This is a genomic window from Achromobacter xylosoxidans (genome assembly GCF_002192695.1).
Classification (GTDB): Bacteria; Pseudomonadota; Gammaproteobacteria; order Burkholderiales; family Burkholderiaceae_B; genus Achromobacter; species Achromobacter xylosoxidans_C.
The window spans coordinates 1-14295 of record NZ_MTLG01000101.1 but is presented as its reverse complement, the minus strand read 5'-3'; the positions used below and the strand labels follow the sequence as shown (position 1 = coordinate 14295).

Annotated in this window: 13 protein-coding genes; 9 read left to right on the top strand and 4 right to left on the bottom strand. The window is 67.6% G+C overall.

Annotation, left to right across the window (positions count from 1 at the left end; translation table 11 throughout):
* Positions 1-47 precede the first annotated feature (47 nt).
* The gene (cysG, locus tag BRO63_RS24425) at positions 48-1463 is read left to right on the top strand and encodes a siroheme synthase CysG (protein WP_088142278.1); all 1416 of its coding nucleotides are present in this window, start codon (positions 48-50) and stop codon (positions 1461-1463) included.
* Between the two features lie 71 nt (positions 1464-1534).
* Here cysG and upp read toward each other — a convergent pair whose 3' ends face one another.
* The 3 genes from upp to BRO63_RS24410 all read right to left on the bottom strand — a co-directional run bounded on the left by upp (position 1535) and on the right by BRO63_RS24410 (position 5125).
* A complete protein-coding gene (gene upp, locus BRO63_RS24420; RefSeq protein WP_013395748.1) occupies positions 1535-2173 on the bottom strand; it encodes a uracil phosphoribosyltransferase in 639 nt (212 codons plus the stop codon).
* A 183-nt stretch (positions 2174-2356) separates the two neighbouring features.
* Entirely contained in the window at positions 2357-3805 is a 1449-nt protein-coding gene (gene dacB, locus BRO63_RS24415) for a D-alanyl-D-alanine carboxypeptidase/D-alanyl-D-alanine endopeptidase (RefSeq protein ID WP_373557793.1), read from the bottom strand.
* Between the two features lie 162 nt (positions 3806-3967).
* Complete coding sequence (locus tag BRO63_RS24410) at positions 3968-5125, bottom strand: ABC transporter substrate-binding protein (RefSeq protein ID WP_054451549.1); 1158 nt, start codon at positions 5123-5125, stop codon at positions 3968-3970.
* Between the two features lie 235 nt (positions 5126-5360).
* Here BRO63_RS24410 and BRO63_RS24405 point away from each other — a divergent pair, with 235 nt between their 5' ends.
* The 6 genes from BRO63_RS24405 (at position 5361) to secF (ending at position 11938) form a co-directional block, all read left to right on the top strand.
* Entirely contained in the window at positions 5361-6176 is an 816-nt protein-coding gene (locus tag BRO63_RS24405; RefSeq protein ID WP_088142276.1) for an IclR family transcriptional regulator, read from the top strand.
* A gap of 134 nt (positions 6177-6310) precedes the next feature.
* Positions 6311-7369, top strand: coding sequence for a tRNA preQ1(34) S-adenosylmethionine ribosyltransferase-isomerase QueA (gene queA, locus BRO63_RS24400; RefSeq protein WP_088142275.1), 1059 nt, complete (start codon positions 6311-6313; stop codon positions 7367-7369).
* A complete protein-coding gene (tgt, locus tag BRO63_RS24395) occupies positions 7366-8502 on the top strand; it encodes a tRNA guanosine(34) transglycosylase Tgt (RefSeq protein WP_088142274.1) in 1137 nt (378 codons plus the stop codon). The genes queA and tgt overlap by 4 nt, the downstream gene beginning before the upstream one ends.
* A 114-nt stretch (positions 8503-8616) precedes the next feature.
* On the top strand, positions 8617-8958 hold the full coding sequence (gene yajC, locus BRO63_RS24390; protein ID WP_013395762.1) for a preprotein translocase subunit YajC: 342 nt from the start codon (positions 8617-8619) through the stop codon (positions 8956-8958).
* A 110-nt stretch (positions 8959-9068) separates the two neighbouring features.
* A complete protein-coding gene (secD, locus tag BRO63_RS24385; RefSeq protein WP_088142273.1) occupies positions 9069-10949 on the top strand; it encodes a protein translocase subunit SecD in 1881 nt (626 codons plus the stop codon).
* A 53-nt stretch (positions 10950-11002) separates the two neighbouring features.
* Positions 11003-11938 carry a protein translocase subunit SecF gene (gene secF, locus BRO63_RS24380; protein ID WP_088142272.1) on the top strand — a complete coding sequence of 312 codons (936 nt, stop codon included), beginning with the start codon at positions 11003-11005 and terminating at the stop codon, positions 11936-11938.
* A 44-nt stretch (positions 11939-11982) separates the two neighbouring features.
* Here the strand turns inward: secF and BRO63_RS24375 are convergent, their stop codons facing one another.
* Complete coding sequence (locus BRO63_RS24375; RefSeq protein WP_143219511.1) at positions 11983-12318, bottom strand: hypothetical protein; 336 nt, start codon at positions 12316-12318, stop codon at positions 11983-11985.
* 116 nt (positions 12319-12434) lie between these two features.
* On the opposite strand from BRO63_RS24375, the gene BRO63_RS24370 reads away from it, so the two are divergent.
* Complete coding sequence (locus tag BRO63_RS24370) at positions 12435-13112, top strand: VOC family protein (RefSeq protein ID WP_088142270.1); 678 nt, start codon at positions 12435-12437, stop codon at positions 13110-13112.
* 35 nt (positions 13113-13147) lie between these two features.
* Positions 13148-13858, top strand: coding sequence for an alanyl-tRNA editing protein (locus BRO63_RS24365; RefSeq protein ID WP_088142269.1), 711 nt, complete (start codon positions 13148-13150; stop codon positions 13856-13858).
* Positions 13859-14295 lie beyond the last annotated feature (437 nt).

Sequence of the window (14295 nt, the reverse complement as noted above, 5' to 3'; positions counted from 1 at the left end):
CCTATGATCCAACGACACTATGCCGGGTACGCCCGAGGCTGGCATTCATGAAGCTTTTCCCGATTTTTGCCGATCTGAAAGACAGACCGGTCCTGGTGGTAGGCGGCGGCGCCGTCGCCGAACGCAAGACGCTGTCGCTGCTGGAAGCCTCGGCCGACGTGCTGCTGGGCGCGCCGGAACTGACGCCCGCCCTGGCCGCGCTGGCGGCCGAAGGCCGCATCCGCCATCTGGCAGGACGCTTCGATCCCGCCTGGCTCGACCAGGTCTGGCTGGTGGTCGCCGCCACCGATGACCGCGACACCAACGCCGCCGTGTCCGAGGCCGCCGAAGCCCGGCGCATCTTCAGCAACGTGGTGGACGACCCCGAACTGTCGTCCTTCCAGGTGCCGTCCATCGTCGACCGCTCGCCCGTGATCGTCGCGATTTCCTCGTCTGGCGTGGCGCCGGTGCTGGCGCGGCGCATCCGGGAACGCATCGAATCGCTGTTCGACCATACCCTGGGCCAGTTGGCCGGACTGGCCGCCAGCTACCGCAAGCGCATCCGCGCCAGCCATCCCGACCTGGGCGCGCGCCGCCGCTTCTACGACTGGCTGCTGGACGGCCCGGTGGCCGGCTTCCTGCGCCAGCAGCAGCCGGCCCAGGCCGAGGCCGCGCTGGCGTCGGCCTTGGCCGCGCCACGGGCGCCCGACGCCGGCAGCGTGGTGCTGGTGGGCGCAGGACCGGGCGACCCCGGCCTGCTGACGCTGAAGGCATTGCGCGCGCTGAACGAGGCCGACGTCATCCTGCACGACCGCCTGGTCAGCGGCGAGGTCATGTCGCTGGCGCGCCGCGACGCCGAACGCATATCGGTCGGCAAGCTGCCCGGCGAGGACCATAACGCCACCCAGGCCCGCATCCACAGGCTAATGGTCGAACACGCGCGCGCCGGCCGCCGCGTGGTGCGTCTGAAGGGCGGCGACGCCTTCATCTTCGGCCGGGGCGGAGAGGAACTGGAATACCTGCGCGCGCACGGCGTGCGCTATGAAGTGGTGCCCGGCATCACCGCCGCGCTGGCCTGTGCCGCCTATGCCGGCATCCCGCTGACCCACCGGGAGCACGCCCAGTCCGTCCGCCTGGTCACCGCGCATTGCCGCGAGGACGAAGACAATCTGGACTGGCCCGCGCTGGCCCGTGAGAAACAGACCTTGGCCTTCTATATGGGGGTAGGCCAGCTGGATCTGCTGACCGGCCGCCTGCTGTCCCACGGCCGCTCGCCGGACACGCCCTTCGCGCTGATCGAGAACGGCAGCCGGCCCGAACAACGCGTGCTCTCGGGCACGCTGGAACAGCTGCCGGCCCTGGCCGCCGAACACGCGATCCGCTCGCCCGCGCTCTTGATCGTGGGCGAAGTGGCGGGATTGGCTGCGCAATTGCAGTGGTTCGGCCAGCATCTGGACGGACGCCTGGAGCGTCTGGCGGCCTGAGGCGCCGCGGACCCAATGCAAAAACGCCAGCCTGCAGGCTGGCGTTTTTGCTTGCGGCCGTACCTCGGCCGCTATTCCGTCTTCTGCGTGGTGCCGAAGATGCGGTCGCCGGCGTCGCCCAGGCCAGGCATGATGTAGCCATGTTCATTCAGGCCGTCGTCGATGGACGCGGTGTAGATGTGCACGTCGGGGTGCTTGGCCAGCACGGCATCGATGCCCACGGGCGCGGCGACCAGCACCAGGGCGCGGATTTCCTTGCAGCCGGCGCGCTTGAGCAGATCGATCGCGGCGACCATGGAGCCGCCGGTGGCCAGCATCGGATCGACGATCAGCGCCAGGCGCTGGTCCAGTTCGCCCACCAGGCGTTCCAGGTAGGTATGCGCTTCCAGCGTTTCTTCATTGCGGGCCACGCCCACCACGCTGACCTTGGCGCCCGGAATCAGGCTGAGCACGCCGTCCAGCATGCCGATGCCGGCGCGCAGGATGGGCACCACGGTGACTTTCTTGCCGGCGATCTTCTCGACCTGCACCGAACCGCACCAGCCCTCGACCGTGGCGGGCGCCAGCGGCAGGTCCTTGGACGCTTCGTAAGTGAGCAGCGCGCCCACTTCCTGCGACAGCTCACGGAAGCTCTTGGTGCTGAGGTCGGCGCGGCGCATGATCCCGAGCTTGTGGCGGATCAGCGGATGGCGGATTTCGTGCACGGGCATGTGCGTAACTCTCCAGAATATTGATAGACAGGGTATTCGCCTCAGGCGGAACCATGACGGCGCGGCGCGCTTTTGCGTCGCCCATCGAGCCACATCTGAGGATCGTAATCGGTTTGGAAGGGAATTGTTATTGACCGCCGGCAGGATCGGCCAAAGATTCCTGCCGGCGCGAAGCATGCATGCTTATTGTTCGGCCAGCCAGGCGATCAAGGCGTCGTCGAAGGCGCGCACGGCGCCCGCCTGCTCGTGGTTGACGATGCTGACCACCACGTAGCGCTTGCCGCTGGCGCCCAGCACATAACCCGCGATGGAACGCACGTCGCGCAGCGACCCGGTCTTCAGGTGGGCCATGCCCAGGGTGCCATCGCCCTTGAGGCGGCGGCGCACCGTGCCGTCCACCCCCGCGATCGCAAAGGAAGAAATGTACTCGGGCATGACCGGCGAATTCCACGCCACGGTCAGCATCGACGCCAGGCTGTCGGCCGACACCCGGGCGTCGCGCGACAGGCCGGCGCCGTTGTCGATGACCAGCTCGGGCATGTCCAGGCCCTGCTTGGCCAGCAGCCCCTTGGCCACGGCTTCGCTGCTGGAGACCGTGGCGGGCCGGCGGCCGCGTTCGGCGCCCAAGGTCAGCAGCAAGGTGCGCGCCATGACGTTGTTGCTGCGCTTGTTGATCTGGCGGATCGCCTCGGCCAGCGTGGGCGAATCATGCGAGGCCAGCACCACCGCGTCGGGCGGCACCATGCCGGAACGGACCTGGCCCTTGAACGTGCCGCCCAGTTCCTTCCACAGCATGCGGAACACTTCGGTGGCGTACTCGGGCTGCGACAGCGCCAGGCGGTACAGGCTGAATTCGCCGCAGGAGCCGGCGACCTTGCCATTCACGCGTATGGTCACACCCTGCTGGGTGATCACGGGCTCGGTCGTCACCACCGGGGGACCCGGGCAGCGGGCGTCGCTCCATTCGACGCGGCCCTCGATCTTCAGGCCCGGCAGCGGCGGGTCGATCAGCGGCACCCACTTGTTGGCGGCGGGATCGGGCGTGAACAGCAGCCGCATGGCGCCGAAACCCACCATCAGGGCGTCCGGGCTGGCGTTGTAGGCCCGGTCCGGGGCGCCGTCGAAGGCGCCGGGGTCGGTCGCGACCTGGCCGAAGATGCTGCGGTCGATCACCAGGTCGTTGATCTGCTTGACGCCGCGCAGGCGCAGTTCGCGCAGCAGCACCCACAGGTCCTGCAGCAGGAATTGCGGATCGCCGCCAGCCCGCAGGTACAGCGGGCCGCTCAGCACGCCCTTGGCATCGGGCCGCGCGCCCGGCGCCGTCATGAATTCGGTGCGCCAGACGTAGTTGGGCCCCAGCTCGGACAGCGCGGCCCAGGTCGTGACCAGCTTCATCACCGAGGCGGGATTGCGCGATTCCTTGGCGTTCAGCGCCACCAGGCGCGGCCCGCCCACTTCCTGCACCACCAGGGACAGGGAACTGTCGGGCAGCTTGCTGGCTTTCCAGGCGTTCACCACGTTGGGCGGCAGGCCGGGCACCTGCGCCCAGGCCACGCCCGCCACCGCGGCCAGCAGCCCGCCGGCCAGCCACCGCTTCAGCCCGCCCCTACGCATATTCGCTCGTCCCGTCATGCCACGCCCACCCGGTTGCTCGTCCTGCAAAACCGAGAGCATACAAAACCTGGGACGCTTGCGGCGCGGGGGGCCTTCCCCCGTCCGCCCCAAACAAGCAAAAAAGGCCTTTTGAGGACGCAGCAGATACATATTGCATGCGCGACGTCGGGACCTTCCTCCTTATTTCTGCAGCCTCCACTTGCCGGAAGCCACGGTCGCCATCACCAGCGCCCGCTCATCCAGCCCGTTATGGTCGGTGGGGCTCATGTTGACCACGCCGGTCGCGGTGGGCAGGTTCTTGACGTTCTCCAGCGCGTCGCGCAGCGCCGCCCGGAATTCGGGCGTGCCGGGCTTGGCGGTCTTCAACGCCACCGGGATGGCCTGCTGCAGCAAGAGGCCGACGTCCCAGGTGTAGGCGGCGAACAGGGACACGCTGCCCGCGCCATTGGCCGCCTCGTACTTCTTGGCGAAGGCCTGGGCGGTGGACTTGACGGGGTTGGTATCCGGCAGCAGGTCGGCCACCATCACCGGCCCCACCGGCACCCAGGCGCCCTCGCAGGCGTCGCCACAGACGCGCAGGAAGTCGTTGTTGGCCACGCCGTGGTTGAAATAGATCTTGCCCTTGTAGCCGCGTTCGCGCAGCGCCCGGGCCGGCATCGCGGCGGGCGTGCCCGAGGCGCCGACCACCACGGCGTCGGGCGCGGCGCCGATCACCTTCAGGGTCTGGGCCACGGCGGACGTGTCCGTGGGCGCGAAGGCCTCCTTGCCCACCACCTCGATGCCGTGCTTTTTGGCCGCCTTCTCGATTTCCACCCAGAAGGTCTCGCCCAGCGCGTTGTTGAAGCCGATGAAGGCCAGCTTCTTGACGCCATTGGCCGCCGCATGGCGCGCAATGCCCTCGGCCATCAGCGAATCGGAGTGCGGCGTCTTGAACACCCAGCGGCGCTTGTCGTCCATGGGCTCGATCAGCCGCGCCGAAGAGGCCAGCGTGATCACCGGCGTGGCGCCGCTGGCCACCGTGTCCAGCATGGCCATGGTGTTGGGGGTGGTGGTGGACCCGACGATCAGGTCCACCTTGTTCTCCGAGATCAGCTTGTGGGAATTGCTGACGGCACGGGTGGTGTCGGAAGCGTCGTCCAGCACCACGTACTCGACCTTGACGCCGCCGATCTCGGTGGGCAGCAGGCTGATCGTGTTGCGTTCGGGGATGCCCAGCGAGGCCTGGGGGCCGGTGGTGGACAGGGTGGCGCCGATTTTCACCTGGGCCAGCGCGGGCGCGGCGCCCGCTGCCAGCAGGGCGGCCAGCGCGGCGGCCATGAGGGTACGACGAGGGGTCATGCGGTGTCTCCTTGGATGCGCGGATGTCTTATGCTTGGCGCCGATCCGCTACGGCGTGGAACTCTGTTTATACGGCGGGGAACCCGGCGGGCGGGCACCTCGGGGGCCTGCTGCGGGTTTGTCCGCACGGCCTCGCAGCGCGGCGCGGCTGCGTTCTTGCTGGTCTCCACGTTGCCAGTGGCTGGCAAGCGCTGTATTTTTTAGTGATACACGTATTCTAATAAGAGACAACCTCATGTCAACAGATAGCAGCACGGGGATCCAATCAGCCGAAATCGCCCTGGACGTGCTGACCCGGCTGGCCGAACTGGGCGGCGCCCTGTCCGTGTCCGAGCTGGGCCGCAGCCTGAACATGCCGCGCGCCAAGGTGCACCGCTACCTGGTATCGCTGGAACGGCGCGGCTATGTGGAGCAGGACGCGGCCAGCGCCCGCTACCGGCTGGGGCCCCAGGCCCTGCATACCGGACTGGCGGCGCTGGCCGAAGTGGATTTCGTGAAGCTGGCGGCCGGCAGCCTGGACGGCCTGAGCGCCGCCATCGGCCAGACCGTGTTCATCTCGGTCTGGGGCCAGCACGGCCCCACCATCGTGCAATGGCGCGACGCGCGGCTGCCGGTGACCGTCAACGTGCGGGTGGGCTCGGTGCTGCCCCTGCTCAACAGTGCCACCGGCCGCGTCTTCGCCGCCTGGCTGCCCGAGGCCCTGACCCTGCCGCGGGCGCTGTCCGAATGGGAGGCGCTGCGGGCGCATGATCCCGAGGCCGCCCGTATGCTGGATGCGGCCGAGCCGCCCGCCGACCTCTCCGCCGCGCTGCGCCGCCAGTGGCAGGCGACCCGCAAGCGCGGCTACGCCAGCGTCAGCGGCCACCTGCTGCACGGCATCAATTCGGCCTCGGTGCCGGTGCTGGATGCCCAGGGCCATCTGGCCGGCGCCATCACCAGCCTGGGACTGCACGGGGGATTCGACCTGTCGGCCGACGGCGAACCGGTGCGGGCGCTGACGGCGGCGGCGGCGGATTGCTCGCGCCGGCTGGGCTGGAACCCGGCGCGCTGAATGCAGCCGGGGCGGCCATCCGTCCCCGGGCCGGGCGCCCCGATCTTGCGGCCGCTTTACAATACAGGGTTGCCCCGGGCCCGCCTGGCCCGTTTTCGCCCTCTTTTTGCCGCCCTTGCCGGACGGATAGCCGCGTGACCCAGTCCCTCACCGTTGCCGATTTCAATTACGAACTGCCGCCCGAGCTCATCGCCCAGGCGCCCGCCGCCGAACGCACCGGCAGCCGCCTGCTGCACCTGGACGGCGCCGGCCAGCTGCACGACCGGCAGTTCGCCGACCTGGCCGCGCTGCTGCGTCCGCAAGATCTGCTGATCTTCAACGACACCCGCGTCATCAAGGCGCGGCTGAACGGCCACAAGATCACCGGCGGCAAGATCGAGGTGCTGGTCGAGCGCATCACCGAACCCGACCGGGTCCTGGCCCACGTGCGCGCCAGCAAGTCGCCCGGCCCGGGCATGGTGCTGCGCCTGGCCGACGCCTTCGACGCCACCGTGCTGGGCCGCGAAGGCGAACTCTTCGACATCCGCTTCCCCGGCCCGGTGCTGGACCTGCTGGACGCCCACGGCGCGACGCCGCTGCCGCCCTACATCACGCACGAGGCCGACAGCGGCGACGACGAGCGCTACCAGACCGTCTACGCCCGCGAACCGGGCGCGGTGGCCGCGCCCACCGCCGGCCTGCACTTCGACCAGCCCACCCTGGACCGCCTGGCCGCGATGGGCGTCGAACGCGCCTTCGTCACGCTGCACGTGGGCGCGGGCACCTTCCAGCCGGTGCGCGTGGACAACCTGGCCGACCACGTCATGCACGCCGAATGGTTCACCGTGCCGCAAGCCACGGTCGACGCCATCGCCGCCGCCCGCAGCCGCGGCGGCCGCGTCATCGCCGTCGGCACCACCAGCGTGCGCGCCCTGGAATCCGCCGCCGCCCAGACCGAAGGGCGCACCGCCCCCGGCCTGCCGCTGGCCGCCGCCCAGGGCGATACCCGCCTCTTCATCACCCCCGGTTACCGGTACCGCGTCATCGACGCCCTGGTCACCAACTTCCACCTGCCCCAGTCGACCCTGCTGATGCTGGTGTCGGCGCTGGCCGGCGTAGAACCGATACGCCGCGCCTACGCCCACGCCGTTGCCGAGCGCTACCGCTTCTTCAGCTATGGCGACGCCATGTTTATCGAGTCCCCCGCCCCATGACCGGACTGAATTTCGAACTGCTCGCCACCGACGGCGGCGCCCGCCGCGGCCGCATCACGCTGAACCACGGCGTGGTCGAGACCCCCATCTTCATGCCCGTGGGCACCTATGGCAGCGTCAAGGCCATGATGCCGCACGAACTCAAGGAGATCGGCTCGCAGATCGTGCTGGGCAACACCTTCCACCTGTGGCTGCGCCCAGGCACGGAAATCATGGAAAAGCACGGCGGCCTGCATGGCTTCATGCAGTGGGACAAGCCCATCCTGACCGATTCCGGCGGCTTCCAGGTGTTCAGCCTGCAAGGCATGCGCAAGATCACCGAGGAAGGCGTGAAGTTCGCCTCCCCGATCGACGGCGCGCGGCTGTTCCTGACGCCGGAAGAATCCATGCGCATCCAGCGCTCGCTGAATTCCGACATCGTCATGGTGTTCGACGAGTGCACGCCCTATGAAATCGACGGTCGCCCCGCCACCGTCGAAGAGGCGGCCCGCTCCATGCGCATGTCGCTGCGCTGGGCGCGCCGCTCGCGCGAGGAATTCGACCGCCTGCAAAACCCCAATGCCTTGTTCGGCATCGTCCAGGGCGGCATGTACGAAGCCCTGCGCGACGAATCCCTGGCCGGGCTGCAGGAAATCGGCTTCCACGGCTACGCCATCGGCGGCCTGTCGGTCGGCGAACCCAAGGAAGACATGATGCGCATCCTGGCGCACGTGACGCCCAAGCTGCCGGCCCAGGCGCCGCGCTACCTGATGGGCGTGGGCACGCCGGAAGACCTGGTCGAGGGCGTGAGCCGCGGCGTCGACATGTTCGACTGCGTCATGCCGACCCGCAACGCGCGCAACGGCTGGCTGTTCACGCGCTTTGGCGACGTCAAGATCCGCAACGCCAAATACCGCGACGACACCCGCCCGCTGGACCCCAGCTGCGGCTGCCATACCTGCGCGAATTTCTCGCGCGCCTACCTGCACCACCTGCAGCGCGCCAACGAAATCACCGGCGCGCGCCTGAACACCCTGCACAACTTGCATTTCTATCTGACCATCATGAAGGAAATGCGCGAGGCCATCGCCGCAGGCCGCTTCGACGCCTGGCGCGCGCAGTTCGCGGCAGACCGGGCGCGGGGGGTGGATTAGAATTTCAGGACCTATATACAATAGTCGGCTTGCCCTATCCATGGCTCGCGCGGGGATGGGCGCATAAAAACACCAGATACAAACACCCAAACAGACTAAACGCAGGAGAATTCAATGTCCGTTATCGATACCGCCAGCCTCGTCGTGGCCCAGGCCGCCCCCGAGGGCAACGCGCTGATGGGCATGCTGCCCATCATCCTGATGTTCGTGATCCTCTACTTCCTGATGATCCGTCCCCAGATGAAGCGCCAGAAGGAACACCGCAATCTGATCGCCGCCCTGGCCAAGGGCGACGAAGTGGTCACCGCCGGCGGCATGCTCGGCAAGGTCACCAAGGTCAACGACAGCTACGTCACCGTCGAAGTCTCCGAACTGGCCGACAAGCCCGTCGAAGTGATCATGCAGAAGTCCTCGGTCTCGACCGTGCTGCCCAAGGGAACCATCAAGGCCCTGTAAGCGTCCCACAGGAGCCCCATCGGGCTCTTGTTGCTTGATGGCCCTGCCGCCGCCCGCCGCGCTCGCCGCCCGGGCGGCCCTTTCATCACTTTTACATGAAGTAGCCGGCAATGAACCGCTATCCCCTTTGGAAGTACATTACGGTCCTGGTCGCGGTCATCATCGGCCTGCTGTACACGCTTCCCAACTTCTACGGCGAGTCCCCGGCCGTCCAGGTTTCCAGCGCCAAGGCCACGATCAAGGTCGATCCCGCCATGCTGAGCCGGGTCGAGCAGATCCTGACCGACGCCAAGATCCCCAATGAAGGGGTCTATTACGAACAGAACGGCACGCTCGGCACCGTGCGCGCCCGCTTCACGTCGACCGACCTGCAGCTGCAGGCGCGCGACCTGATCGACAAATCCCTCAACACCGTCGCCGGCGACCCCCACTACACGGTCGCGCTGAACCTGCTGCCCGCCTCGCCCGCCTGGATGCGCGCCCTGGGCTGGTTCGCGCCCAAGCCCATGTACCTGGGCCTGGACCTGCGCGGCGGCGTGCACTTCCTGCTGCAAGTGGACATGCAGGGCGCCCTGACCGCCCGCTACGACTCCCTGGCCGCCGACGTGCGCTCAGTGCTGCGCGACCAGAAGGTCAACGTGGCCGGCGTCGAACGCTCGGGCATGGCCATTGCCGCCACCTTCGCCGACACCGACGACCGCGACCGCGCCATTTCCACGCTGCGCAGCCGCCTGCCCGACCTGGAATTCAGCGAGCGCATGGAAAACGGCAAGCCGCTGCTGATGGCCGCGCTGAACCCGGCCGCCGTCACCCGCGTGCAGGATTCCGCGCTCAAGCAGAACATCAACACGCTGCACAACCGGATCAACGAACTGGGCGTGGCCGAACCGGTCATCCAGCAGCAAGGCGCCGACCGCATCGTGGTCCAGCTGCCCGGCGTGCAGGACGTGGCCAAGGCCAAGGAACTGCTGGGCCGCACCGCCACGCTGGAAATCCGCATGGTCGACGACTCCCCCGCCGCGCAGGCCGCGCTGCTGGGCGGCAGCGTGCCCTTCGGCCTCGAACGCTACAACGACCGCGACGGCCGTCCCATCCTGGTCCGCCGCCAGGTCATCCTGACGGGTGAAAACCTGCAGGACGCCCAGCCCGGCCGCGATTCGCAGACCCAGCAGGCCGCCGTCCACCTGACCCTGGACTCCAAGGGCGCCCGCATCTTCCGCGACGTCACCCGCGACAACATCGGCAAGCGCATGGCCATCCTGCTGTTCGAAAACGGCAAGGGCGAAGTGGTCACGGCCCCGGTCATCCGCGGCGAAATCGCCGGCGGCCAGGTGCAGATCTCGGGCAGCATGAGCTCCGAGGAAGCCGCCGACACCGCGCTGCTGCTGCGCGCCGGCGCCCTGGCTGCGCCCATGTCCATCATCGAGGAACGCACCATCGGCCCGAGCCTGGGCGCGGACAACATCGCCAAGGGCTTCTACTCGACGCTGTACGGCTTCCTGGCCATCGCCGTCTTCATCATCCTGTACTACCACCTGTTCGGCGTGTTCTCCACCATCGGCCTGACCATGAACGTGCTGCTGCTGCTGGCGCTGCTGTCCATGCTGCAGGCCACGCTGACGCTGCCGGGCATCGCGGCCATTGCGCTGACACTGGGCATGGCCATCGACTCGAACGTGCTGATCAACGAGCGGATACGAGAAGAACTACGCGCCGGCGCCACGCCGCAGCAGGCCATCCATCATGGCTTCGAGCGCGCCTGGGGCACCATTCTCGACTCCAACCTCACCACGCTGATCGTGGGCCTGGCGCTGCTGGCCTTCGGTTCGGGCCCGATCCGGGGCTTCGCCGTGGTGCACGTGCTGGGCATCCTGACCTCGATGTTCACGTCGGTGGTGGGCGTGCGCGCGCTGGCCAACCTCTGGTATGGCCGCAAGAAGAAGCTCACGACCATCTCCATCGGTGAAGTCTGGAAACCGAAGACCAACTGAACATGAGCGCGGGCGGCCCGGCCGCCCGCCACAGATAAAGCCGAAGGCGAAAAATGGAATTTTTCCGTATTCACCGCACCATCCCGTTCATGCGCCACGCGCTGGTGCTGAACATCATCAGTCTCGTCACTTTCCTGGCGGCTGTTTTCTTCATCCTCACGCGCGGCTTCCACCTGTCGATCGAATTCACCGGCGGCACGGTCATGGAAGTCAACTACGCCCAGACGGCGCAGCTTGAAAACGTGCGCGGCGTGGTCTCCAAGCTGGGCTACACCGACTTCCAGGTGCAGAACTTCGGCACCTCGCACGACGTCATGATCCGCCTGCCGCTGCAGGAAGGCCAGACCTCGGCCACCCAGAGCGAAACCGTCATGGCCGCGCTGAAGACCGCCGATTCCGGCGTCGAGCTGCGCCGTGTCGAATTCGTGGGCCCGCAGGTGGGCCAGGAGCTGCTGCACAACGGCCTGATGGCCCTGCTGGTCGTGGTCATCGGCATCATGGTGTACCTGGGCTTCCGCTTCGAATGGAAGTTCGCCGTCGCCGGCGTGATCGCCAACCTGCACGACGTGGTGATCATCCTGGGCTTCTTCGCCTTCTTCCAGTGGGAATTCTCGCTGTCGGTGCTGGCGGGCGTGCTGGCGGTGCTGGGCTACTCCGTGAACGAATCCGTGGTCATCATGGACCGGATCCGCGAGAACTTCCGCAAGTACCGCAAGGCGGACGTGCACGAAGTCATCAACAGCGCCATCACGCAGACCATCTCGCGGACCATCATCACCCACGGTTCCACGCAGATGATGGTGCTGGCCATGCTGTTCTTCGGCGGCCCCACCCTGCACTACTTCGCCATGGCCCTGACCATCGGCATCTGGTTCGGCATCTACTCGTCGGTGTTCGTGGCCGCGGCCCTGGCCATGTGGCTGGGCGTCAAGCGCGAAGACCTGGTCAAGCCGGTCAAGAAGGAAGGCGAGGAAGGCGAAGCCGCCTGATCGTCTCCGCTTGAAGAGAAACCCGCCGCATTGCGGCGGGTTTTTTATTGCGTGGCGCTTGCCGCCTTGCGCCTGGCCAGGAACCACAAGCCCAGCGCGCAAGGGATAACGGCGAACTGGAGCAAGCCGGCGTAGATCCAGGCCCATGCCCAGCGTAAACGCCACGGAATGTATTCCGGCACGCCGTTGTCGTCGAAGTACGGGTCCAGGCTGACGAGCAGCAGGCTGCCCGGATATGAAAGCGCAACACAACCCGCCACGAACAGCCAGAAGCGCGTGGCCTCGGCCCGCCAGCCACGGCGCCTGCCGTGCACGACGCCGGCAGCCAGGCTGACCAGCAGGCTCGCCGCATACAACGCAGCAAGAAAAAGAAAAGCCATATCGTCACCCTCGACACTGGTCCGGTGCCATTGTGCCAGCGGCGGGCACTGTACCGCCCGCCCCCGCCACGGTGTACGGGTACGGATCCGCGCGGATTCGCTACCATAGCCGCACCATGAAACTCGTCATCGATCACCTCGTCATCGCCGCCGCCGACCTGGACAGCGGCGCCGAATACGTCGCCGGACTGCTAGGCATCGCCCCCTCGGGCGGCGGCGCGCATCCCCGCATGGGCACCCACAACCGGGTGCTGGGCATGGCGGGCGGCATCTACCTCGAAGTCATCGCCATCGATCCGCAGGCCCCGGCGCCAGCGCGGCCGCGCTGGTTCGGACTGGATCAGGACGCAGTCCGCGCCCGCATCGCCCAAGGTCCCTATCTGGCGCATTGGGCGGCGCGGGTCGAAGCGCCGCTGGACCTGACCCGCATGCAGGCCGAACATCCCGCGCGCATCCCGCCCGCCATCCCCATGGAACGCGGGCAGTTGCGCTGGCGGCTGACGGTGCCGGACGACGGCAGCCTGCCCGCGTGGCGCGAAGCCGGCCACGCGGCCGGCGACGGCCTGCTGCCCACGCTGATCCAGTGGGACGTCGAGAATTATCCCGGCGTCAGCCTGCCGCCCCAGGACCTGGTCCTCAAGCAATTGTCCGGCAGCCATCCCCAGGCTGGACTGCTGCGCCAGGGCTTGGCCTGGCTGGGCGCCGACCACCTGATCCAGGTGGAACAGGCCGACGGGCCGCCCCGCCTGAGCGCGCAGATAGAAACGGCCGGCGGCCTGAAGATCCTGGCCTGAATCCGCCCCATCAAAAAACATCCGGAGACCTGTACATGCCTGCCACCCGCAAGCGATTCGACGAAGACCCTTACCTGGACCGATGCGAGGCCACCGTGATCGCGGTCAGCCCCGAGGGCGTCGAACTGGACGAGACCGTCTGCTACGCGCGCAGCGGCGGCCAGGCGGGCGACAGCGGCACACTGACGCTGGCCGACGGCCGCGAGCTGGCGCTGACCGACACCGTCTACGCCGACGACCGCCAGCGCATCCTGCACGTGCTGGAAGGCGACATCCCACCGCAAGTGGGCGACCGCGTCTCGGTGGCCATCGACTGGCCGCGGCGCCATCGCCTCATGCGCCTGCACACCTGTCTGCATCTGCTCGGCGCGCTGGTACCCGCCCCCGTGACCGGCTGCAGCATTTCACCCGACTCCGCGCGCGTCGACTTCGACCTGCCCGAGTCCACTCTGGACAAGGCCGACCTGACCGAACGCCTGAACGCCTTGATCCAGACTCGCACCGGCGTCAGCATCAACTGCATCACGCCCGAGGAACTGGCCGCCGAACCCGACCTGGTGCGTACCGTGGGCGCTGCGCCCCCGGCCGGCACCGCCAGCATACGCATCGTCGAAATCCCGGGCGTGGATCGCCAGCCCTGTGGCGGCACGCACGTGGCCAACACCGGCGAGATCGGCGCGGTGATCGTTACGAAGATCGAGAAAAAGAGCCGCACCAACCGGCGCGTGGTGGTGAATTTCGCGTAAGGCGCAGTCTGGAGCCGGCCCCTGGCCGGCTTCCGGACACTGGCTTGTTTTGCTTCTTCGTAGATTTGCGGGTTTGCAGGCGAAGGCCGTGTCGCTTCGTAGACCGCACGTCGTCGCGGACGGCTGGGTGGCGGGCGCGAGAGGATATTCATGCGCAAGCCACCATCCCTCCCCCCGACGGCGACACCACCAGAAAACCAATCGCCGCATTCGCGCCAGCGATCACAATAGAAATTCAAGAAATCATGTACGTGTTGTTCGGCCGCCCGCGCGGCCGAACAACACGGGCAGCCCAAGACTCGCCCCCGACCAAAGCTCCAGCAGCGCAACAGACCAACACGCACGTAGCCCGTCGGCGCGGGCGGCGTGGAGGCGAGCAACCTCGATGCGCCCGACGGAATCCGAAGGAACCGCCGCAGGCGGTGACGAGGATGAGG

What these genes read in the sequence shown, in the direction of transcription:
- cysG (WP_088142278.1), top strand. Translation starts at nt 48, where the DNA reads ATGAAGCTTTTCCCGATTTTTGCCGATCTGAAAGACAGACCGGTCCTG.
- upp (WP_013395748.1), bottom strand. Translation starts at nt 2,173, where the DNA reads ATGCCCGTGCACGAAATCCGCCATCCGCTGATCCGCCACAAGCTCGGG.
- dacB (WP_373557793.1), bottom strand. Translation starts at nt 3,805, where the DNA reads ATGACGGGACGAGCGAATATGCGTAGGGGCGGGCTGAAGCGGTGGCTG.
- BRO63_RS24410 (WP_054451549.1), bottom strand. Translation starts at nt 5,125, where the DNA reads ATGACCCCTCGTCGTACCCTCATGGCCGCCGCGCTGGCCGCCCTGCTG.
- BRO63_RS24405 (WP_088142276.1), top strand. Translation starts at nt 5,361, where the DNA reads ATGTCAACAGATAGCAGCACGGGGATCCAATCAGCCGAAATCGCCCTG.
- tgt (WP_088142274.1), top strand. Translation starts at nt 7,366, where the DNA reads ATGACCGGACTGAATTTCGAACTGCTCGCCACCGACGGCGGCGCCCGC.
- yajC (WP_013395762.1), top strand. Translation starts at nt 8,617, where the DNA reads ATGTCCGTTATCGATACCGCCAGCCTCGTCGTGGCCCAGGCCGCCCCC.
- secD (WP_088142273.1), top strand. Translation starts at nt 9,069, where the DNA reads ATGAACCGCTATCCCCTTTGGAAGTACATTACGGTCCTGGTCGCGGTC.
- secF (WP_088142272.1), top strand. Translation starts at nt 11,003, where the DNA reads ATGGAATTTTTCCGTATTCACCGCACCATCCCGTTCATGCGCCACGCG.
- BRO63_RS24375 (WP_143219511.1), bottom strand. Translation starts at nt 12,318, where the DNA reads ATGGCTTTTCTTTTTCTTGCTGCGTTGTATGCGGCGAGCCTGCTGGTC.
- BRO63_RS24370 (WP_088142270.1), top strand. Translation starts at nt 12,435, where the DNA reads ATGAAACTCGTCATCGATCACCTCGTCATCGCCGCCGCCGACCTGGAC.
- BRO63_RS24365 (WP_088142269.1), top strand. Translation starts at nt 13,148, where the DNA reads ATGCCTGCCACCCGCAAGCGATTCGACGAAGACCCTTACCTGGACCGA.